The organism is Comamonas resistens, assembly GCF_030064165.1.
GTDB lineage: Bacteria > Pseudomonadota > Gammaproteobacteria > Burkholderiales > Burkholderiaceae_C > Comamonas > Comamonas resistens.
In genome coordinates, this window is the sequence record NZ_CP125947.1 from 4029425 (window position 1) to 4049460 (window position 20036).

At 63.4% G+C, this 20036-nt stretch carries 16 protein-coding genes; 8 read left to right on the forward strand and 8 right to left on the reverse strand.

Annotation, left to right across the window (positions count from 1 at the left end):
* Window positions 1-42 precede the first annotated feature (42 nt).
* The 5 genes from QMY55_RS18710 to apbC form a co-directional block, all read right to left on the reverse strand.
* Complete coding sequence (locus QMY55_RS18710) at window positions 43-282, reverse strand: formate dehydrogenase subunit delta (RefSeq protein WP_283485645.1); 240 nt, start codon at window positions 280-282, stop codon at window positions 43-45.
* Window positions 282-3206, reverse strand: coding sequence for a formate dehydrogenase subunit alpha (fdhF, locus tag QMY55_RS18715; protein WP_283485646.1), 2925 nt, complete (start codon window positions 3204-3206; stop codon window positions 282-284). The genes QMY55_RS18710 and fdhF overlap by 1 nt, the downstream gene beginning before the upstream one ends.
* A 13-nt stretch (window positions 3207-3219) precedes the next feature.
* Window positions 3220-5355, reverse strand: a complete 2136-nt coding sequence (locus QMY55_RS18720; protein ID WP_283485647.1) for a formate dehydrogenase subunit gamma — start codon at window positions 5353-5355, stop codon at window positions 3220-3222.
* A gap of 113 nt (window positions 5356-5468) precedes the next feature.
* On the reverse strand, window positions 5469-6410 hold the full coding sequence (locus QMY55_RS18725) for a LysR substrate-binding domain-containing protein (protein WP_283485648.1): 942 nt from the start codon (window positions 6408-6410) through the stop codon (window positions 5469-5471).
* A complete protein-coding gene (apbC, locus tag QMY55_RS18730) occupies window positions 6410-7501 on the reverse strand; it encodes an iron-sulfur cluster carrier protein ApbC (protein WP_283485649.1) in 1092 nt (363 codons plus the stop codon). The genes QMY55_RS18725 and apbC overlap by 1 nt, the downstream gene beginning before the upstream one ends.
* Before the next feature lie 140 nt (window positions 7502-7641).
* On the opposite strand from apbC, the gene QMY55_RS18735 reads away from it, so the two are divergent.
* Window positions 7642-8211 carry a restriction endonuclease gene (locus QMY55_RS18735; RefSeq protein WP_283485650.1) on the forward strand — a complete coding sequence of 190 codons (570 nt, stop codon included), beginning with the start codon at window positions 7642-7644 and terminating at the stop codon, window positions 8209-8211.
* 62 nt (window positions 8212-8273) lie between these two features.
* On the forward strand, window positions 8274-9599 hold the full coding sequence (locus QMY55_RS18740) for a patatin-like phospholipase family protein (RefSeq protein WP_283485651.1): 1326 nt from the start codon (window positions 8274-8276) through the stop codon (window positions 9597-9599).
* Window positions 9600-10014: 415 nt separating this feature from the next.
* Here the strand turns inward: QMY55_RS18740 and QMY55_RS18745 are convergent, their stop codons facing one another.
* Window positions 10015-10839 (reverse strand): hypothetical protein, encoded by an 825-nt coding sequence (locus QMY55_RS18745; RefSeq protein WP_283485652.1) that lies wholly within the window; start codon window positions 10837-10839, stop codon window positions 10015-10017.
* A gap of 418 nt (window positions 10840-11257) precedes the next feature.
* Between QMY55_RS18745 and metG the strand changes: the two genes are divergently transcribed.
* From metG to QMY55_RS18770, 5 genes are all read left to right on the forward strand, one after another.
* Complete coding sequence (metG, locus tag QMY55_RS18750; RefSeq protein WP_283485653.1) at window positions 11258-13402, forward strand: methionine--tRNA ligase; 2145 nt, start codon at window positions 11258-11260, stop codon at window positions 13400-13402.
* Between the two features lie 86 nt (window positions 13403-13488).
* Window positions 13489-13836: a hypothetical protein gene (locus QMY55_RS18755; RefSeq protein WP_407650538.1), complete on the forward strand. Its 348-nt coding sequence runs from the start codon at window positions 13489-13491 to the stop codon at window positions 13834-13836.
* 369 nt (window positions 13837-14205) lie between these two features.
* A complete protein-coding gene (locus QMY55_RS18760; RefSeq protein ID WP_283485654.1) occupies window positions 14206-14556 on the forward strand; it encodes a c-type cytochrome in 351 nt (116 codons plus the stop codon).
* Window positions 14557-15834 (forward strand): NAD(P)/FAD-dependent oxidoreductase, encoded by a 1278-nt coding sequence (locus QMY55_RS18765; RefSeq protein WP_283485655.1) that lies wholly within the window; start codon window positions 14557-14559, stop codon window positions 15832-15834. It begins immediately after the preceding gene.
* 183 nt (window positions 15835-16017) lie between these two features.
* Window positions 16018-17043, forward strand: coding sequence for a YeeE/YedE family protein (locus QMY55_RS18770; RefSeq protein ID WP_283485656.1), 1026 nt, complete (start codon window positions 16018-16020; stop codon window positions 17041-17043).
* A 7-nt stretch (window positions 17044-17050) separates the two neighbouring features.
* Here the strand turns inward: QMY55_RS18770 and QMY55_RS18775 are convergent, their stop codons facing one another.
* Together QMY55_RS18775 and QMY55_RS18780 are read right to left on the reverse strand one after the other, a co-directional pair.
* Entirely contained in the window at window positions 17051-18289 is a 1239-nt protein-coding gene (locus QMY55_RS18775) for a GGDEF domain-containing protein (RefSeq protein ID WP_283485657.1), read from the reverse strand.
* A gap of 22 nt (window positions 18290-18311) precedes the next feature.
* Window positions 18312-18476 (reverse strand): hypothetical protein, encoded by a 165-nt coding sequence (locus QMY55_RS18780; RefSeq protein ID WP_283485658.1) that lies wholly within the window; start codon window positions 18474-18476, stop codon window positions 18312-18314.
* Window positions 18477-18704: 228 nt separating this feature from the next.
* On the opposite strand from QMY55_RS18780, the gene QMY55_RS18785 reads away from it, so the two are divergent.
* Window positions 18705-20036, forward strand: a complete 1332-nt coding sequence (locus QMY55_RS18785; RefSeq protein WP_283485659.1) for an FAD-dependent oxidoreductase — start codon at window positions 18705-18707, stop codon at window positions 20034-20036.

The window sequence follows — 20036 nt, forward strand, 5'->3', positions numbered from 1 at the left end:
CCTGTAACGTATGTCCGGTGGGCATGGACGGCTCTTGTTTTGCTAGACCTGCACCTTGCCCAGTTTCGCGGCATGGCGCTGCAGCGCATCGCGCACCAGCGGACGCAGCTGCGCGGCTTCGTCGGGCTGTGCCAACACCGTCAGAATGCGTCCACGCATGCGCGGCTCCCAGAACTTCTGGATATGCTCGGCAATGCCGTTCAGGGCCTCGTCACGGTCGGGCATGGCCTCAAAGAATTCGCCAATGCGATTGGCCATGCGGATCAGGTTGTCGGCATCCATCATTGGCCTCCGGCAAGCATGGGAGCTTCCTGCGCAGCGGCCAAATGACCCAGTTGCTCATCATTAAAGCGCGCGTAATCCGTCTGCCAGCTCGAAGGCTGGGCCACCGGTGTAACCTGCACCGCCGTCACCTTGTACTCGGGGCAATTCGTCGCCCAGTCCGAGCTGTCGGTGGTGATGACGTTGGCTCCCGATTCCGGGAAGTGGAAGGTGGTGTAGACCACCCCCGGCTGTATGCGCTCGGTCACCGTGGCACGCAACACCGTCTGGCCGGAGCGGCTTTCAATGCCCACCCAGTCTCCCTCGCGGATGCCTCTATCCTGTGCGTCATGCGGATGAATCTCGAGCCTGTCCTCGCCATGCCACTGGTTGTTGGCCGTGCGCCGCGTCTGCGCGCCCACGTTGTACTGCGAGAGAATGCGCCCCGTGGTCAGCAGCAGCGGAAAGCGCTGCGTGACCTTTTCATCGGTGGCCACGTACTGGGTGATGATGAAGCGGCCCTTGCCACGCACGAATTTCTCCTTGTGCATGATGGCCGTTCCCGCCTCTTCGGTGCCTTCATTGCAAGGCCACTGCACGCTGCCCAGGCGCTCGATCTTCTCGTAGCTCACGCCCGCGAAAGTCGGGGTCAGTGCCGCAATCTCGGCCATGATCTCGCGCGGATGACCGTAGTTCATGGGATAGCCCAGCGCGTTGGACAAGAGCTGCGTCACCTCCCAGTCGGCATAGCCGGCCAGCGGCTGCATGAGCTGGGTCACGCGCGAGATGCGACGCTCGGCATTAGTAAAGGTGCCGTCCTTTTCCATGAAGGACGATCCGGGCAGGAACACATGGGCGTACTTGGCGGTCTCGTTGAGGAAGATGTCCTGCACCACCACGCATTCCATGGCCGACAGCGCTGCCGTCACATGCTGGGTGTTGGGGTCGGACTGCACGATGTCCTCGCCCTCGCAGTACAGGCCCATGAAGCTGCCTTCCAGCGCGGCTTCGAACATATTGGGAATGCGCAAGCCCGGCTCGGGACTGAGCTTCACGCCCCAGGCGCCCTCAAACTCGGCTCTGGTGATGCTGTCCGAGATATGGCGATAACCGGGCAGCTCATGCGGAAAGCTGCCCATGTCGCAGGAGCCCTGGACATTGTTCTGCCCGCGCAAGGGATTCACGCCCACGCCTTCGCGCCCCACATTGCCTGTGGCCATGGCCAGATTGGCAATGCCCATGACCATGGTCGAGCCCTGCGCATGTTCGGTCACGCCCAGGCCGTAGTAGATGGCGGAGTTGACCTGCCTTCCCTGCGGATGGTCCGCACTGCCCAATGCATACAGCCGCGCCGCGCCGCGTACCAGTTCGGGAGCCACGCCGGTGATGTCGGCCGTGGCCTCGGGCGAGTTCTCCGGCCTGGCGACGAACTCCTTCCATTGCGCAAAGGACTTGGCATCGCAGCGCTCGTCGATATAGGCATCGGCCAGCCAGCCCTCGGTGACGATCACATGGGCCAGCGCCGTGATCATGGCCACATTGGTGCCGGGCCTCAGCTGCAGGTGGTAGTCGGCCTTGACATGGGGCGAGCTGACGAGCTCGATCTCGCGCGGGTCGATCACGATCAGGCCGGCGCCGGCACGCCGGGCGTCGCCACGCAGGCGCTTTTTCATGCGCGAGCCGAACACCGGATGCGCCGCCGTGGGATTGGCTCCTATCACCATGATCACATCGGAGTGCTCGACCGACTTGAAGGTCTGCGTGCCTGCCGACGTGCCATAGGTCTGACCCAGACCATAGCCCGTGGGCGAGTGACAGACGCGCGCGCAGGTATCGACATTGTTGTTGCCGAAGGCGGCGCGGATCAGCTTCTGCACCAGATAGGTTTCCTCGTTGGTGCAGCGCGACGAGGTGATACCGCCAATCGAGTCCCTGCCGTGCTTGGCCTGGATGCGGCGGAATTCGCTGGCCGCATGGGCTATCGCCTCCTCCCAGCTCACTTCGCGCCAGGGGTCGGTGATCTTCGCGCGGATCATGGGTTGGGTGATGCGGTCCTTGTGCGTGGCATAGCCCCAGGCAAAACGCCCCTTGACGCAGGCATGACCTTCGTTGGCCTTGCCGTCCTTCCAGGGCACCATGCGCACCACCTGCTCGCCCTTCATCTCGGCCTTGAAGCCGCAGCCCACGCCACAGTAGGCGCAGGTGGTGATCTCGCTATGCTCGCTCTGGCCCAGCTCGACCACGGTCTTTTCCTGCAGCGTGGCCGTAGGACAGGCCTGCACGCAGGCGCCGCAGCTCACGCAGTCGCTGGCCATAAAGCCGTCGCCCTGGCCTGCTGTGATGCGAGACTCGAAACCACGTCCACTGATCGTCAGCGCAAACGTGCCCTGCGTTTCCTCGCAAGCGCGCACGCAGCGATTGCAGACAATGCACTTGCTGGGGTCATAGTTGAAATAGGGATTGGAGGTATCGACCTCGGCCCTGTCTTCGCCCTTGAAGTGGTTGGCGCCATCCATGCCATAGCGCACCTCGCGCAGGCCAACCACTCCTGCCATGTCCTGCAACTCGCAGTCGCCGTTGGACGAACAGGTCAGGCAATCGAGCGGGTGGTCGGAGATATAGAGCTCCATCACGCCCTTGCGCAGCTCCTGCAGCTGCGGGCTCTGGGTGCGCACCTTCATGCCCGCTTCGGCGGGTGTGGTGCAGGACGCAGGAAAGCCCTTGCGCCCCTCGATCTGCACCAGACACAGCCGGCAGGAACCAAAGGGCTCCAGCGAATCCGTGGCACAGAGCTTGGGCACCTTGATGCCGCCATCGACGGCGGCGCGCATCAGCGATGTACCCTTGGGCACGGTGACCTCGCGGCCGTCGATATGCAGCGTGACAAGCTCTTCGGACAGGCTGACAGGTGTTCCGAAATCGGTGTTCTTCAAATGTTCGAGCATGGTCTGGGCCTCCTCAGACAGGGGTCACGGTCTGTGCGGAATCGATACCGAAGTCCTGCGGATAGTGGCGCAATGCCGAGCGCACGGGGTATGGCGTCATGCCGCCCATGGCGCAGAGGCTGCCGCCTTCCATGGTGTCGCACAGGCTCTCCAGCAGCGCCACATTGGCGGCATGGGCCGCGCCGGTGTTGGTGGTGATGCGGTCAATGACTTCCACGCCGCGCGTGGAGCCTATGCGGCAAGGCGTGCATTTGCCGCAGGATTCGATGGCGCAGAACTCCATGGCATAGCGTGCCAGCTGTGCCATGTCGGCGCTGTCGTCATGCACGACCAGCCCGCCATGGCCCACCACATTGCCCTTGGCTGCATAGGCTTCATAGTCCAGCGGATCATCCCAGTCACCGGGCGCCACATAGCTGCCCAGCGGGCCGCCCACCTGAATGGCCTTGACGGGTCGCCCCGTGGCCGTGCCGCCGCCAAAGTCCTCGACCAGCTCGCGCAGCGAAAGACCGAAGGCTTTTTCCACCAGCCCGCCGCGCGCGATATTGCCGGCCAGCTGGAACGGCAGCGTGCCGCGCGAGCGACCCATGCCATAGCCCTGATAGAAGGCTGCTCCCCTTGCCATGATGATGGGCACAGTCGCCAGCGTGATCACATTGTTGATGACCGTGGGCTTGCCGAACAGACCTTCGATCGCGGGCAACGGCGGCTTGGCACGCACAATGCCGCGCTTGCCTTCGATGCTCTCCAGCATCGCGGTTTCCTCGCCGCAGACATAGCTGCCTGCGCCCACGCGTACCTGCAGCGCAAACGCCTTGCCGCTGCCCGCCACATTGCGGCCCAGCCAGCCGGCAGCCGTGGCACGGGCAATGGCCTCGTTCAGCGTGGCGATGGCATGCGGATACTCGCTGCGCACATAGATATAGCCCTGAGTCGCACCCACGGCCAGACCAGCGATCGTCATGCCCTCGATCAGGCAGAACGGATCACCCTCCATGAGCAGACGGTCGGCAAACGTGCCCGAATCGCCTTCGTCGGCATTGCAGGCAATGTACTTCTGCGTCCCTTTGGCGGCAGCCACAGTCTTCCATTTGATGCCCGCAGGAAACGCGGCGCCGCCACGCCCGCGCAGACCCGAGTCCAGCACCTGCTGCACCACGGCCTCGGGAGCCATCGCAGCAGCAGCTTTCAGACCTTGCCAGCCGCCATGCGCCTCATAGTCCCGCAGGCTCAGCGGAGCGATGAGGCCCACGCGCGCAAACGTCAGGCGCTCCTGACGGGCCAGATAAGGGATTTGTTCGGTCAACCCATGGCATAGCGCATGGGGCCGGCCCTGCAGCATGCCGGCGTCCAGCAGACCAGCAACGTCGGCCGCCTGAACCGGGCCGTAGGCCACACGGCCCTGTGCAGTCTCGACTTCGACCAGGGTCTCCAGCCACAGCAAGCCGCGCGAGCCATTGCGCACCAGCTCCACGGCCAGGCCTCGCGCCTCGCATTCGCGCTGCAGCGCCTCGGCCACCGCATCCGCGCCCACGGCCAGGGCTGCGGCATCGCGCGGCACATAGATGCGCGTGGCAGCCACTGCTTCATTTTTGATAGCTTCTTGCGCTTTATCTTCCTTGGTTTCGGGCTGTTTTTGCTGAATTTCCTCCAGCAGGGTATCGAGCCGGTCCGCAGTCATCTGCGCATGGACTTCGCTCTCGTCGACCATCACGGCCGGCGACTGGGCGCACAGCCCCAGGCAGTAGACAGGCTCCAGCGTCACGCTGCCATCGGCGCTCGTGCCATGGGCCTGGCAGCCCAGCGCCGCCTGTGCATGGGCGAACAGTGCATCGCCGCCACGCGATTGGCAGGCTTCGGCCCGGCAGATCTGGATCAGCGTCCTGCCGTGCGGCTGCTCGCGCAGATGCGGGTAATAGCTGACAACACCATGGACCTCGGCACGCGAAAGATTCAGGGCCTCGGCAATGGCGGGCACGGCAGCACGCGGGATAAAGCCCAGTGCATTCTGCAGAGAGTGAAGCAGCGGCAGCAGGCCGCCGGGCTCCTGGCCAAAGCGGGCCAGACAGTGCGTCAGAGCGTCCTGCTGTTCGGGGCTAAGCAGCAGCGGCGCAGGCTCCTGCGGCTGGGCAATAGGGTGATGGGGCATGGAGCGACCTTGTTATGAGGGCACACCAGCGCCCTTTGTCTCATGCCGTATTTCAGCCCCGGCCGTATCTCAGGTCAAATTCTTTGAATTGATGACGCGATTCAAATTGCAAATCAGCGCACGGCCCCGGCAAAGCTCGCACATTGCTGGCGCCAGGCCTGGGACTGCATGAGCACCTGCGCGGCCTGCTGCGCGCGGGTCGCCTGCTCCTGCGAAGGGGTCAGGAAAGCGATGGCCGTCTGCACCTTGGGCGCAATCAGAGGACGCACCGATATCCGGGCCGACTCGGGTAGCGTCGCCACCAGCGCACCGGGCAGCACGCTGTGCAGACCGCCTTCGGTCACGGCCAGCATCAGGCTCAGCACGGAATTGGTCTCCATGGCCGCACTGACTTCGCAGCCTGCTGCCATGAAGCTCTGGTCCACAATCAGCCGGTTATGCATGTCCGGCGTCAAAAGGCATAGCGGCAGCCTGGCTGCCTGAGCCCATTTCACAGGCTTCTGGCTCTGCTCCTCAGCCGCAGGACTAAGCAGAAAATAATGCTCCTGATACTGCGGCCAGACAGTGATGCGGGCGCTGCGCGCCGTGCGGCTGCCCGACTCCAGCCTTTCGCTGTAGCCCAGGGCCAGATCCAGCGTGAGGTCTTCGAGTCCGGTCTCGATCTCCAGCGAACTCATGGAAAGCACCATGGGCGTGATACCCGGGTGCTGAACACGCAGCAGCGCGGCAAAGCGCGTCAGCATGGGAATCGCAGTAGGCACGGCAGCCATGCGCAACTGCCCTTTGAGTTGGCCCGCAGCGGCGCTCAGATCCTGTCTCAGCGCCTCCTCGGCCCTGAGCATGGACAGCGCCGTGGCCAGCACCTGCTCGCCCTCGGGAGTCAGCCCGCCAAACACGCGGCCGCGCCTGACGATGACGGCACCGAACTCGTCCTCCAGCGCCTTGAGCGCATTGGACAGTGCAGGCTGCGTGATATGGCAGGCCTGCGCTGCCCTCGCGAAATGGCGGTGCTCGTTGAGCGCCACCAGATAACGCATGGAGGTCAGAAGGTTCATCAGGTATTGCTGCTGACCGTGATCGTGGGGAACTTGCTGGAGAAGTCCTTGGCCTTGAGGGCCACCTTCACCGCCAGATCGCGGGCGACCTTTTTGTAGACCTGGGCGGCTTCGCTCTCGGGCTCGGCCACCACCGTGGGCTTGCCGCTGTCGGCCTGTAGACGGATCTGCAGCGACAGGGGCAAAGCGCCCAGATAGTCGATGTTCTGCTCGCCTGCCATCTTCTTGCCGCCGTCGGCGCCAAAGATATGCTCGACATGGCCACAGTTGGTGCAGACATGAGCGGCCATGTTCTCGACCAGGCCAAGGATGGGCACGCCCACCTTCTCGAACATCTGAATGCCCTTCTTGGCATCGATCAGTGCGATGTCCTGGGGTGTGGTCACCACAACGGCACCCGTCATGGGCACGCGCTGGGACAGCGTCAGCTGGATGTCGCCGGTTCCGGGAGGCATGTCGACCAGCAGATAGTCCAGATCCTTCCAGTTGGTCTGGCGCAGCATCTGCTCCAGCGCCTGGGTGGCCATGGGGCCGCGCCAGATCATGGCCTGATCATTGTTGACCAGCAGGCCGATGGACATGACCTGCACGCCGTAGTTCTCCAGCGGCTCCATGGTCTTGCCATCATGGCTTTCGGGCTTGCCCGAAACGCCCATCATCATGGGCTGGCTGGGACCGTAGATGTCTGCGTCCAGAATGCCCACGCGCGCGCCCTCGGCAGCCAGCGCCAGCGCCAGGTTGGCCGTGGTCGTGCTCTTGCCCACGCCGCCCTTGCCCGACGAGATGGCGATGATATTCTTCACCCCGGGCAGCAGTTGCACGCCGCGCTGCACCGCATGCGAGGCCACCTTGGTGCTCACATTGACCGAGACATTGCCCACGCCAGCCACGCTTTTGGCAGCAGCGATGAACTGGCTGCGCAGCGCGGGGATCAGGCTCTGGGCCGGATAGCCCATTTCCACGTCAAACGAGACGTCATCGCCCGTGATCTGCAGATTGCGCAGGGCGCGAGTGCTCACAAAGTCCTTGCCCGTGTGCGGGTCGAGCACGCTAGCTAGCGCTGTCGATAGCGCTTGTTCTGTAACAGCCATTGAATCCAGTTTCCAGAGGGTTCTTAGATGCCGGATAGTCTATCGAAGCCGTCCAACCCCTGTGCACAGGTGACAATGCGGCCCACTTTCCCTAGAACCGCTTCCCTAGATTTTTGAGAGACAGCCCCGTGAAACTGAAGATGGCAGAAAACTCCCTGTTCGCAATCCTGATGCGCTCGCGCTGGTGGATCAGCTTTGCGATCTGCGCCGCCGTGGTGCTGGTCTCCCTGGCCGTATTCCCCAAGGACATCTCGCCTTTTGCAGCCCTCGGTGCTTTTCCTTTCTTCATCGTGGGCTGCATGGCGCTCTACAAACAGATGCGCGCGCCCAGCCCTGCCAGGCTGCAGGCACTGCAGGAGCAGGCCAGCCAGCAAAGCTGGGCCGACTTCAGCGCGCAGCTGCAAGCCGCCTGGCAGGCCGAAGGCTATGAGGTGCAACGCCTGAACCAGCCCGGTGCCGATCTGAAGCTGGCGCGCAACGGCCAGAGCTGCGTGGTCAGCGCCCGCCGCTGGAAAGCCGCCGCCCATGGCCAGGAGCCCCTGCGCGAGCTGCTGGCCGCCCGCGCCCAGCAACAGGCAGACCAGGCCATTTATGTCGCCATGCAAGCCCTGGGTGAAAACACCGCCGCCTGGGCCACCAAAAATGAAATCATCGTGCTGGACGCCAAGGGCGTAGCCCTGCTGCTGAGCAAGGCAGCCAAACAGGCCTGACCTCCGTTCCACTGCCGACGCCCCGATGCCGCAATGCGGCACCGATGGGGCACACTGGGGCCATGGCGGCAGAGCAGTTTTCCCCCACCCTTCCCCCCAGGTTCACGGATATTGCGCAAAGCAATACGGTCGGCCCTGCGTCCAATATTGCCCAGACCGGGTTGCTGCTCAGCGGCGGCGGTGCCCGGGCCGCCTACCAGGTCGGCGTGCTCGAAGCGATTGCCGAGATACGCCGCCACTGCGGCCTCAAACACGGCCCCAATCCCTTCCCCATCCTCGCCGGTACATCGGCAGGCGCCATCAATGTCGCAGCCCTTGCCTGCCGTTGCGACCAGTTCGACCAGGCCGTGCACCTGATGGCGCGCATCTGGCGCAATATGCATACCGAGCAGATCTACCGGGCCGACTCGCTGAGCATGCTGCGCAGCGGCACGCGCTGGCTGACCCTGCTCTCGCTGGGCTGGGCCATGGCTCGCTGGCGCCGGCTGCACCCCCGCTCGCTGCTGGACAACCGCCCGCTGGCAGAGCTTTTGCGCAGCGAGCTGATGCCGTTCGAGCGTCTGCCGGATCTCATCGCCAGCGGCCATCTGCAGGCACTGGCCATCACGGCATCGAGCTACAGCAGCGGCCAGCACATCACTTTTTTCCAGAACCACCAGATTCTCAGCCCCTGGGTGCGCGACCAGCGACGAGCCATACAGACCCCGCTGACGCATGAGCACCTGCTGGCCTCGGCAGCCCTGCCGTTCATCTTTCCCGCCATTCCGCTGCCCCTGGAAGGGCATATCGAATACTTCGGCGATGGCTCCATGCGCCAGACCGCACCTCTGGCACCGCCCATCCACATGGGTGCCACCAAGCTGCTGGTCGTGGGAGCCGGCCGGCGCCATGAGCCCCCTGCCGCACGGCCGCTGCCCGATGCGCGCTACCCCTCGCTGGCCCAGGTCGCAGGCCATGCGCTATCGAGCATTTTTCTGGACACCTTGGCCGTGGACATCGAACGCGCCGAGCGTATCAACCACACGCTGTCGCTGATCTCCCCTGCCGAGCGGATTCGCAGCCATCTGCGCCCGCTGGAGCTTTTGACCATCACGCCATCCGAGCGCATCGACGATATCGCCACCCGCCATATCGACCGCCTGCCTCGCTCGGTACGTGTGCTGCTGGGCACGCTGGGCGTGCGCGTGGACGATGGCGAGGCCCTGCGCGATGGCGCACTGGCCAGCTATCTGCTGTTCGAGCAGAGCTATTCCCGCGAGCTGATGGCCCTGGGCCGCAAGGACACCTTGGCGCGGCAGGAAGAAATCCGCCGCTTCATGGGCTGGCCCGATCCTGTCTCGCACGCGCACAGCGAATCCCAAGGGCTGGAGCAGATGGCCGGGCCGTAAGCACTTTGTTTCAATTCCACCCTCTGGTGCTCCCTCACTGTAATTCCTGCGCCCGCCCAAACCCGCGGCTCTCGATCGCTCAAGCTCTCTCTCATTCTTCCTTTTGTCGCGCTGATCGCCCTGCTGACCTCGGCACTGGGCATGCTTTGATACTGGACCGGCAGCAGGACCGTGGAGTCGCTGTCCGAGTAGGTCATGGAAGAAAAAGCCGAGCGCATCGCCCAATCACGCCCGGCAGCAACCTCTGAGCTCGCTGCAAGGCGTGCCTGCGGGCGAACAGGTGAGCGTCAGCGCCCCAGTCAGCCAAGCACTGTTCCCGCGCGATGCACAGGATGCGCAAACACTGCTCAAGATGGCCGACCAGGACATGTACCGCAACAAAGGGCCTTCCGCGCGCTGACAGCGATGCCGGCAATCAACGGTCGGCAATCTGGAGCCGGGCCAGGCTGGCAGCCTGCTCGGCATACCATCGGTCGGCACCCGCCCGGCCTTCGGCCTGTGCGCGCTGCAGGTATTCGGGCGCCAGATTCCGCACCCCGGCGCCTACAGCCGCCCCCATCTCGCGCGCCCAGGCCGTTGCACGGGCCTGCCCCTGGGTCCGCTCGATACGCTGGATCTCAGGCTCCAGTACTGCAAAGCTTGCATCTTCAGCGCGCTGACGCGCTGCAGCGGGCACCTTGCCGATCTGCGCCTCGCCCATGCCCGGTCCCTGGTGCCCGCTGGCATGGCGCTCGGCAATCTGGCGCACCTGGCCCAGGTACCACTGGTCGGCGCTATTGCGGTCACCCGCATCCCAGCGGCGGAAGAACTCGGGCGTCAGCGCCGCCATCTGCCTGGCAATGTCGCCTGCCGCCGTATTCAGCCACTGCGCGGCCGGCCCCCTTCCCTGGCTGCGCTGGCGCTGGGCGTATTCGGTCTTGAGCGTGTTCATGACCACCTTCTTGGCTTCTCCCGCCGTCCAGTCCGGAAGTTTGCCGTCAAAGCGCTCGCTCTCGCTCGCCGTGATCCGACCGCCGCATCCCTGGAGGTCTCGGTTGGCCTGGTAGCAGATGCCGTTGCGCGCATCCCGGCTACGGGTGTTGTCGATCTGCGACTGGTTGATGTTGTACCAGGCGTTGGAAGTCAGCGTGGCCTGCATCATCTGCTGCGCACATTCAAGGCATTGGGCCTGGGCCAGGATGGGCACGACCGCGCCGGATGCAAGCAGCAGGGTCGCGGTGCGCTGGAGGAATTTCATCATGGTGCGTCTCCCTGGCTCCGGCTTGTTCAGCGATGCCGGCCATTGTCCAAGCCCGGCCCCGCCGGCAGCAAGCAGACCCAGGTGTCCGGACGTAACAGCCACAAAGTGTTGAGCGAAGCAGTTTCGGCCAACTCCAAACGCACAGTCTTCCATCTATTTTTAATAGCTGCTTGCGCTCGTCCAGCCCGGACTTTCAATGTAAAACCATCTGAAATTCAGAGCTGCCAAGCGCAGACAGCTCACTTTTTCAGAAAACACTGACGCCCTGCTTTATGGCCCCTGCCACAACCCTGCTTCCAGCGCGGCCCGAGCATGGCGCCAATCCCCCGTCCGGCTCCGCCTCTGCCGTAAACGCCTAGAATTGCCCGTCGCGCGGCTGCCTGCGCGTTATCCCGTGATCAGAAAGTTCCGCAACTCTATGTCTCAACGAAAGCTCTTCGTCACCACCGCCCTGCCGTACGCCAACGGCAACTTCCACATCGGCCACATCATGGAATACATCCAGGCCGACACCTGGGTGCGTGCGCAGCGAATGCAGGGCAACGCGGTCAACTTCGTCGGTGCCGACGACGCCCACGGCGCACCCATCATGATTGCCGCCGAAAAGGCCGGCAAGACGCCCCAGCAGTTCGTGGCCGACATCGCCGCCGGCCGCAAGCAGTACCTGGACGGCTTCCATATCGCCTTCGACAACTGGAGCAATACCGACAGCGCCGAAAACCACGAGCTGTCCAAGCAGATCTATCTGGACCTGAAAAAGGCCGGCTTCATCGAGTCCCGCACCATCGAGCAGTTCTTCGACCCCGAGAAGAACATGTTCCTGCCCGACCGCTTCATCAAGGGCGAATGCCCGCGCTGCCACGCCAAGGACCAGTACGGCGACAACTGCGAAGTCTGCAGCTCGGTCTATGCGCCCACCGACCTCATCAACCCGTTCTCGGCCCTGTCGGGCGCCACGCCGGTGATGAAGTCGTCCGAGCATTTCTTCTTCAAGCTCTCGGACCCGCGTGCCGTGGAGTTCCTGACCGAGTGGACGCAGAATGGCAAGCATGTGCAGCCCGAAGTCGCGGCCAAGATCAAGGAATGGTTCGGCGTGCGCACCAACCCCGACGGCTCAACCAGCGAAGGCCTGGACGACTGGGACATCAGCCGCGACGCGCCTTACTTCGGCATCGAGATCCCCGACGCTCCAGGCAAGTACTTCTATGTCTGGCTGGATGCGCCCGTGGGCTATCTGGCATCGCTCAAGGAACTGCTCAACAAGCGCGGCGAGGACTACAACGCCTATATGGCCGACCCCGACCTGGAGCAGTACCACTTCATCGGCAAGGACATCATCACCTTCCACACGCTGTTCTGGCCCGCGATGCTGAAGTTCAGCGGCCGCAAGACGCCGACCAGGATCTGCGTGCATGGCTTCATGACCGTGAACAACGGCGAGAAGATGAGCAAGAGCCGCGGCACCGGCCTCGATCCGCTCAAGTACCTGTCGCTCAAGATGAACCCCGAGTGGCTGCGCTACTACCTGGGCGCCAAGCTCAACGGCAAGAACGAAGACATCGACTTCAATCCCGAAGACTTCATGCTGCGCGTGAACTCCGACCTGATCGGCAAGTACGTGAACATCGCCTCGCGCGCTGCAGGCTTCATCAGCAAGCGCTTTGACGGCAAGCTGGGTGTGGTCAGTGAAGACGGCCAGACCCTGCTGGCCGCGCTGCGCGAGCAGCAAACCGCCATCGTCGCCGCCTACGAGGCCCGCGACACGGCCCGTGCCGCGCGCGAGATCATGCTGCTGTGCGACAAGGTCAACAGCTATGTGGACGCCAACAAGCCCTGGGAACTGGCCAAGAAGGAAGGCATGGAGCAGCGCCTGCACGATGTCTGCAGCACCTGCATCGAAGCCTTCCGCATTCTGACCATTTACCTCAAGCCCATCCTGCCGGGCGTGGCCGCCGAAGTGGCCAACTTCCTGATCGTGCCCCCTGAAAGCTTTGGCGATGTGGCCCAGCCTCTGGGCCAGGGCCACCAGATCGGTGAATACAAGCACCTGATGCAGCGCGTGGACCCCAAGCAGCTCGAAGCCCTGTTTGAAGCCCCTACTGGCCAGACTGCTGCTGCCGAACCCGCCAAGCCCGAGAAGAAGGCTGCCAAGAAGGCCGAGCCCGTGATCGACCCCAATGCCCCCGGCGGCGAGCCGCTGGCCGAGACCATCAGCATCGACGACTTTGCCAAGGTCGATCTGCGCATTGCCAGGATTCTGGAATGCAAGAGCGTTGAAGGCTCGACCAAGCTGCTGCAGCTGACGCTGGATGTGGGCGAGAAGGACGAAAACGGCCAGCCCAGGACCCGCAATGTGTTCAGCGGCATCAGCAGCATGTACCAGCCCGAGCAGCTGCAGGGCAAGCTCACGGTGATGGTGGCCAATCTGGCACCGCGCAAGATGAAGTTCGGCCTGTCCGAAGGCATGGTGCTGGCCGCCAGCCACGCCGATGAGAAGGCCAACCCCGGCATTTATGTGCTGGAGCCCTTCCCTGGTGCAACCCCGGGTATGAGGATTCACTGATGATCCACCCTGAGTCGCCTTCGGCGCCTTCCTCCCAGAGGGGGAACGACACCCTCGCGGCGAGGCGGCGCGGCCGGCTCAGGCTCTTGTTCGGTGCCCCTGGCTTGGGACATGCCCTATCAAGCTTCTGCCGGCCCTGGCTGGCAGGGGTTTTTTGGTGTTTTGCGCTTTCGGGCTGCACAGTAGTTGCCGTTGGCGCAGCCGCCGTCAGCGTCACGGCCACGGCAGTCGGCGCGGCCGCCGATGTGGCCGTAGGTACCGCCAAGCTGGCAGGCAAAGGCGTAGGCAAGGCCTATGACGCACTGACCGACGACAAGCCGGACAACAGCGGCGTATCGGTCAAATTCCGTGAAAGCGACCCCAATCATCCCTATCAGCCAGGCCCTGGGGTCAGCAACAACCGCGAGCCTCTCGTCGAATCAGAGACTCCCTGATTTTCATAAGAAATAGCGGATAGCGCTTACCCATATTGTGTTGCCCGCTATTGTTTTTATCAGCTTCTTGAGCACATTTCGTGCAAATTGCGATGGCTGCACGCGCTGCCAAGCACATGCGGCGTGCATAAATAAATAACCAATAACAACGTGTAACAACACCGGGGTATTGGACCTTGAGAAAGCAGCTTTGCTTTCTAGAATCCGGCTCACTTGCTTGCGCCAAAGCGGTTCAAAAACATGCGTGCCTCACGCATCCAGCACAGATAACAAAATCCTTGGGCGCAGGTACTCAGGCAACAGTCCTGTCATCACCCGCGCAGACCCACGGCGATGCCGTGCCAGCCTGCGCCTCTCGGGAGGCCCCCCATGCGATCCAAACCTTTGTGCAACCCTGCACGCGCCCTGCTCTGGCTGACTCTGGCCATGGCCGCGCCATTGCCAGCGCTGGCCAACCCGGCCACCGCGGCAGCCCCGCTGCGAACACAGGACATCGCCCTGCTGGCAGCCAGCTGCGCCAACTGCCACGGCCCGGACGGTCGCTCCACGGGCGGCATCCCCACATTGCGCGGCCTGCCCGAGGCCCATCTGCTGCAGCGCCTGCAGGCCTTCAAGGCCGGCGCCGCCAAGGACGCGACCGTCATGACCCGTCTGGCCAAGGGCTACGACGATGAGCAACTCAAAGCGCTGGCCCAATGGTTCAGCAAGAAGGGCCAGTAAATGCAGATCAATCGTCGTCAAATTCTCGGCGGTGCGGCCGCCGGTGCGGCCAGCTTTGCCCTGCCCTCCATCGTGCAGGCCAAGGCCGCCTCGGCCCATGTGGTCGTCGTCGGTGGCGGCTTTGGCGGAGCCACGGCCGCGCGCTATCTGCGCCAGTTCGCGCCGCATATCCAGGTCACGCTGGTCGAGCCGGCCGAGCGCTTCTACACCTGCCCCTTCTCCAATCTGTACCTGGCCGGGCTGCGCAGCTGGGACAGCATAGGCCATGGCTATGACGGCCTGCGCAAGGCCGGCGTCAACGTGGTCCATGCGCGTGCCGACCAAGTCCTGAGCGACTCCAGGCGCGTGCTGCTGTCCAACGGCCAGGCGCTGAGCTACGACAAGCTGGTGCTCTCGCCCGGCATCGACATGCGCTGGAATGCACTGGAAGGCTATGACGAGGCAGCCGCCCAACTCGCTCCGCACGCCTGGAAGGCCGGAGCCCAGACCCAGTTGCTGAAACAGCAGCTGCAAGCCATGCCCGACGGCGGCAAGTTCGTCATGGTCATCCCGGCCAACCCTTTCCGCTGCCCTCCCGGCCCCTATGAGCGCGCGGCCATGGTGGCGCACTACCTCAAGAAGCACAAACCCAGGTCCAAGATTTTGCTGCTGGACGACAAGGATGCGTTTTCCAAGCAGGGTCTGTTCATTCAGGGCTGGAAGGCGCTGTACGGCGACATGATCGAGTGGGTCAAGCAGGCCGATGACGGCAAGGTCACGCGCGTGGATGCCAAGAACCTGGAGGTCGAAACCGCGTTCGGCACCAAACACAAGGCCGATGTGCTCAACGTCATCCCGCCCCAGAAGGCCGGCTTTATCGCCGACCGCGCCGGCGTGACCAATGCCAGCGGCTGGGTGCCCGTCAAGCCCGAGAGCTTCGAGTCCACCCAGGTCAGCAACATCTATGTGCTGGGCGATGCCACGATTGCCGCGCCCATGCCCAAGTCCGGCTTTGCGGCCAACACCCAGGGCAAGGTGGCAGCGGCTGCGATTGCGGCCGAACTCACCGGCCAGCCTTTGCCTGCTGCGGCCTACGCCAACACCTGCTACAGCCTGATCGGCAACGATTACGGCATCTCCGTGGCAGGCGTCTACAAGGCGCAGGAAGGCAAGCTGATCGAGGTGCCCGACTCCGGCGGCGTCAGCCCCTTGAACGGCGATGCGGCCTTCCGCAAGGCCGAGGCCGACTATGGCGCGGCCTGGTACAAGGCAATCAGCGCGGATATCTGGGGTGGATAACTGAAGCTCCCCCTGAGGCGCTGACGCGCCTTCCCCCTCTCTCGCCGTGCTTCGCACTGCGGGAGGGGGACGCTGGCTTTGCTGCGGGGCGGCCCTTGCTCGCCAGCCCAAGCGAAAGTGCGGGCCTCACGCACTTGTTGTGGCTTTGCCGCCTGCCTTCATCTGCTTTGTTGAGCGACTGATATGTTGTTGTGGTCTGTTTTTTTGCTGGGCGTGGCTTTCGGCGTTGCCGCGCGGCTGGGGCGCTTCTGTCTGCTGCGCGGCCTGCGCCAGCAAATGGGGCTGGACGCGGAAGTCGCGCCCGGCCAGGCACCTGCGCTGCAGGGCTTTGCCCTTGCACTGGCCGTGGCCTTGCTGACCTCGCAAGGGCTGCAGACCCTGGGTCTGGTGGATCTGGGCCAGGCCGCCATTGCGCGGCCCAGCTTTTCCATGGCTGGCGTGCTGTTTGGCGGCCTGCTGTTCGGCATCGGCATGGTGCTGGCCCGCGCCTGCGGGGCACGCTCTCTGGTGCTGCTGGCGGGCGGCAATCTGCGCTCCCTGGTGACCATCGTGTTTCTGGCGCTGGGCGCACAACTGGCCATGACCGGCGTGCTGACACCGCTGCGCCTGTGGCTGCAGGCGCTCGCGCCCATCACACTGGCTCACTCCACCCTGCCCGCCTATCTGCCTGAGATGAGCGCATGGTTGATTGCGCTGGTGCCCGCCCTGGCGCTGCTGGCTTATGCCCTGCTGCGCCCCGGCCTGCGCCAAAGCCCGCTGCAGTGGGGCAGCGCCCTGCTCATAGGTCTGCTGGTCGCTGCTGGCTGGTGGCTGAGCGCGCATATCGGCGTTGATGAGTTCGAGCCGGCCCGGCTCAGCTCGCTGAGCTTTATCGGCCCGATCGCCGAGACCCTGCTCTATCTGCAACTGTCCGTAGGCCGCGAGCCCGGCATCGGCCTGGCGCTGACGACGGGCGTGCTCGCCGGTGCCTTTCTCGCAGCCCTTGGCAGCCGCACGACGCGCTGGGAAGGTTTTGACTCCACGGGCCGCCTGGCGGCCAGCGCCGGTGGCGGCCTGCTGATGGGCTTTGGCGGCGTGCTGGCTGCGGGCTGCTCCATAGGCCAGGGGTTGACGGGGCTGTCCACCTTGTCGTTCGCCAGCCTGCCTGCAGTCGCAGGCATCTTGCTGGGCGCGATTCTGACGCTGGCCTTGTACTGCAGACGCACCTGAGCGCTAGTCACCCATTCCTGCACTGCTGCGATGTGGTGCCGGCAGCAGGACTGGGCGAAGCCATCACCTGCGCACGAGCCGCTGCAGACAGCACCACACGATCGCGGCCCGTGTTCTTGGCTTCATACAAGGCGGCATCGGCCACAGCCAGCATCTCTTCCCAGCACAAACCGGCGTGCACTTTTTGTAGGTGGGCCCCCAGGCTCACGCTGACCCTGATCCGTTCGTCATCATGTGCCACCACTTCCGCATGCACGGCATGGGCAATGCGTTGTGCCGTGCTGTACACGATATCGGACGTGGCCTGGGGCAGCAGCACGACAAATTCTTCACCGCCATAGCGGGCCGGAAAGTCCTGCTCACGAATCTGATTGCGCAGCACCCAGGCCACATGCTGGATGACGGCATCCCCCGCCACATGCCCATAGCGGTCGTTCACCTTCTTGAAGTGATCGATATCCAGCACCAGCAAGCCCAGCGACGAGCCCTCTTTCTCGGCCAGCGCCATGGCCGTGGGTACATGCTCCATCAAGGTCCGGCGACTGGGCAGCTGCGTCAGGCCATCCAGGCCGGCAGCCTTGCGCTCCGCCTCATGCTGGCGGTCCTGAAGCATGCGCAGATAGCCATAGGCGGTGATCTGCAGGTTCAGAAACATCACCATGCTCATCATCCAGGGCAGCAAAAGCTTGATACCCATATTGGCGGCAGGAACGAACTGCCGCTCGCCATAGATGACCAACGGCATCAGAGCCAGAATCTGCACCAGCAAACCCGCCACGACCAGCTTCCAGCCCAGACTGGCGCTGCCGCGTGTCGCGCGCAGCAGCACATGCAGCTGCCACAGGAGCTGGCCGATGAAGAGCACACCGCGCAAGCGCACCTGCAGCGACATATCGCTCGGTGCAGCCACCATGCCTGCGAACAGCAGCAGCAAGGGCAGGCCTAAGGTGATCGCATCTGTCAGACTCCATTGCTGGCCGCGAAAGCGTTGGTAGCCTATCGCCAGCAGCGCGATAGCCACACTGATGCACAGATGCGCTCCCGTCATCGCCCAAGCAGGCGGCAAGGATTTCTGGATGGCAAACAACCAGTACGCAACGCCAAAACAGAACGCAGCTGCCATCACGTAGGGCACGCCCTGTGCCCAGAAGCGCCGGCCCAGCAACCAAAGCACCCCAAGCAGGGTCCAGGCCGACAAAGCGACCATACCAAAGGCAGTGTAGATATCCAGAACTGGCAACAGCATGTGGCGAATGCCTTTCCCTCAATCAGCAAAGACCGGCGATAAAGACATGGTGTGAGCCATCAAAAACATGAGCTTTACCCGCCATATCTGCAATGCTTTCGCTGTGTTTTTTCTTGATTTTGCACGCAGTTATAGCGCTGACAGCTCCCTTTTTTAATGCGTTCTTGCAGCGCGACGCATGGGTCATACCTTGGCTTGCCAACGGCAATGCATCCTACAATTTGGCGGACACCCGCTGTTGCTGATGCCGCGTGACGGTTCAGAAGGCTTCTTCACTTTTTTGCATCCTCGCCGCCGCAAGCTCGGCGCAGGCATCCTGCAGGCAGGCGTTTGTTTTCATGACCACATCCCAGGCTGCACCGTGGAATCACCACCAAGCGGCCTGCCTGCTTTCATACCAAAGGAGTCTCAAGACATGCAACGCCGTCATTTTCTGGTGACCTCTCCTGCGCTGACACTGAGTGCAGCTGCCGGCCCGGTGCTGGCCGCGCCCGCCATCATCAGCAGCCAGTCGCCCATACTGCCGCGCAAGGGCAAGGGGCCACGCATCGTGATCTGCGGCGGCGGCTGGGGAGGTCTGACGGCAGCGCGCTATCTGCGCGAGCTGATCCCCAATTCCGATGTGGTGCTGCTGGAGCGCAACCCGACCTTCTGGTCCGGCCCCATGAGCAACAAGTGGCTGGTGGACATAGTTGGCACGGACTTCGTGAATCGCGACATGCTGCACCCGGCCAACCAATACGGCTACACCCTGCTGCAGACCGAAGTCACGGGCTTCGAGCGCGACAAGAAGCTGGTGCGCACGGCCCATGGCCTGATCGAGTACGACTTCCTGATTCTCTCGGGCGGCATTCGCAACGACTACGAGGCCTGGTTCGGCAACGACCAGCGCGCCATCGAGTACACGCGCACCCACTTTCCCAACGCCTATATTCCGAATCAGGAGATGCTCTCGCTCAAGAGCAAGGTCAAGAATTTCAAGGGCGGCACGCTGGTGATGACGCTGCCGCCTCCCCCCCACCGCTGCCCGCCCTCGCCCTATGAGCGCGCCTGTCTGATTGCCTGGCATATCAAGAAGAACAAGATTCCCGGCAAGATCCTGATTCTCGACCCCAAGCCCAAGATCGCCCCCATAGGCGTGGGCTACAAGCAGGCCTTCGAGGAACTGTACGCGGACATCATCACCCATGTACCCAATGCCGGCGTCAAGGAAGTGGACCCCTTCAACAAGCAGATCAAGACCGCTGCGGGCGACTTCAAGTTCGACGATGCCATCCTCATGCCGCCCCACCAGGCGGCCGACATGGTCTGGAAGGCCGATCTGATCGGCAAGGATGCCGCCACCGGCAAGCCCACGGGCTGGGCCGATATGCACAACCGCCTCTTCCACGCCAGGACCGACGACCGCGTGTATTTCGTGGGCGATCTGATGGGCGCGATCTCGCCCCAGTTCGGCCACTACCCCAAGAGCGGCCATGTGGCCAACTACGTCGGCAGGATCGTGGCCCAGAACATTGCCGAGCGCGTGGCCGGCAAGGAAGTCGTGGCCCGGCTGCCCGACAACCTCTGCTACATGATGGTCAACGGCGACCCGCAGGAAGAAATCTCGGTCAAGTTCGAATACGAGGTCGATGCCAGCGGCCAGGTCAACCAGACCCAGATCGACATGGATGTGCGCACCGCCGACCTGGTCAAGGAAGACTTTGCCTGGATCAACAGCAAGTTCCGCGACTTTCTCGCTATCTAA

Excerpts from the sequence above, each read along its gene's own strand:
- QMY55_RS18710 (WP_283485645.1), bottom strand. The coding sequence starts at position 282 with ATGGATGCCGACAACCTGATCCGCATGGCCAATCGCATTGGCGAATTC.
- fdhF (WP_283485646.1), bottom strand. The coding sequence starts at position 3,206 with ATGCTCGAACATTTGAAGAACACCGATTTCGGAACACCTGTCAGCCTG.
- QMY55_RS18720 (WP_283485647.1), bottom strand. The coding sequence starts at position 5,355 with ATGCCCCATCACCCTATTGCCCAGCCGCAGGAGCCTGCGCCGCTGCTG.
- QMY55_RS18725 (WP_283485648.1), bottom strand. The coding sequence starts at position 6,410 with ATGAACCTTCTGACCTCCATGCGTTATCTGGTGGCGCTCAACGAGCAC.
- apbC (WP_283485649.1), bottom strand. The coding sequence starts at position 7,501 with ATGGCTGTTACAGAACAAGCGCTATCGACAGCGCTAGCTAGCGTGCTC.
- QMY55_RS18735 (WP_283485650.1), top strand. The coding sequence starts at position 7,642 with ATGGCAGAAAACTCCCTGTTCGCAATCCTGATGCGCTCGCGCTGGTGG.
- QMY55_RS18740 (WP_283485651.1), top strand. The coding sequence starts at position 8,274 with ATGGCGGCAGAGCAGTTTTCCCCCACCCTTCCCCCCAGGTTCACGGAT.
- QMY55_RS18745 (WP_283485652.1), bottom strand. The coding sequence starts at position 10,839 with ATGATGAAATTCCTCCAGCGCACCGCGACCCTGCTGCTTGCATCCGGC.
- metG (WP_283485653.1), top strand. The coding sequence starts at position 11,258 with ATGTCTCAACGAAAGCTCTTCGTCACCACCGCCCTGCCGTACGCCAAC.
- QMY55_RS18760 (WP_283485654.1), top strand. The coding sequence starts at position 14,206 with ATGCGATCCAAACCTTTGTGCAACCCTGCACGCGCCCTGCTCTGGCTG.
- QMY55_RS18765 (WP_283485655.1), top strand. The coding sequence starts at position 14,557 with ATGCAGATCAATCGTCGTCAAATTCTCGGCGGTGCGGCCGCCGGTGCG.
- QMY55_RS18770 (WP_283485656.1), top strand. The coding sequence starts at position 16,018 with ATGTTGTTGTGGTCTGTTTTTTTGCTGGGCGTGGCTTTCGGCGTTGCC.
- QMY55_RS18775 (WP_283485657.1), bottom strand. The coding sequence starts at position 18,289 with ATGCTGTTGCCAGTTCTGGATATCTACACTGCCTTTGGTATGGTCGCT.
- QMY55_RS18780 (WP_283485658.1), bottom strand. The coding sequence starts at position 18,476 with ATGACCCATGCGTCGCGCTGCAAGAACGCATTAAAAAAGGGAGCTGTC.
- QMY55_RS18785 (WP_283485659.1), top strand. The coding sequence starts at position 18,705 with ATGCAACGCCGTCATTTTCTGGTGACCTCTCCTGCGCTGACACTGAGT.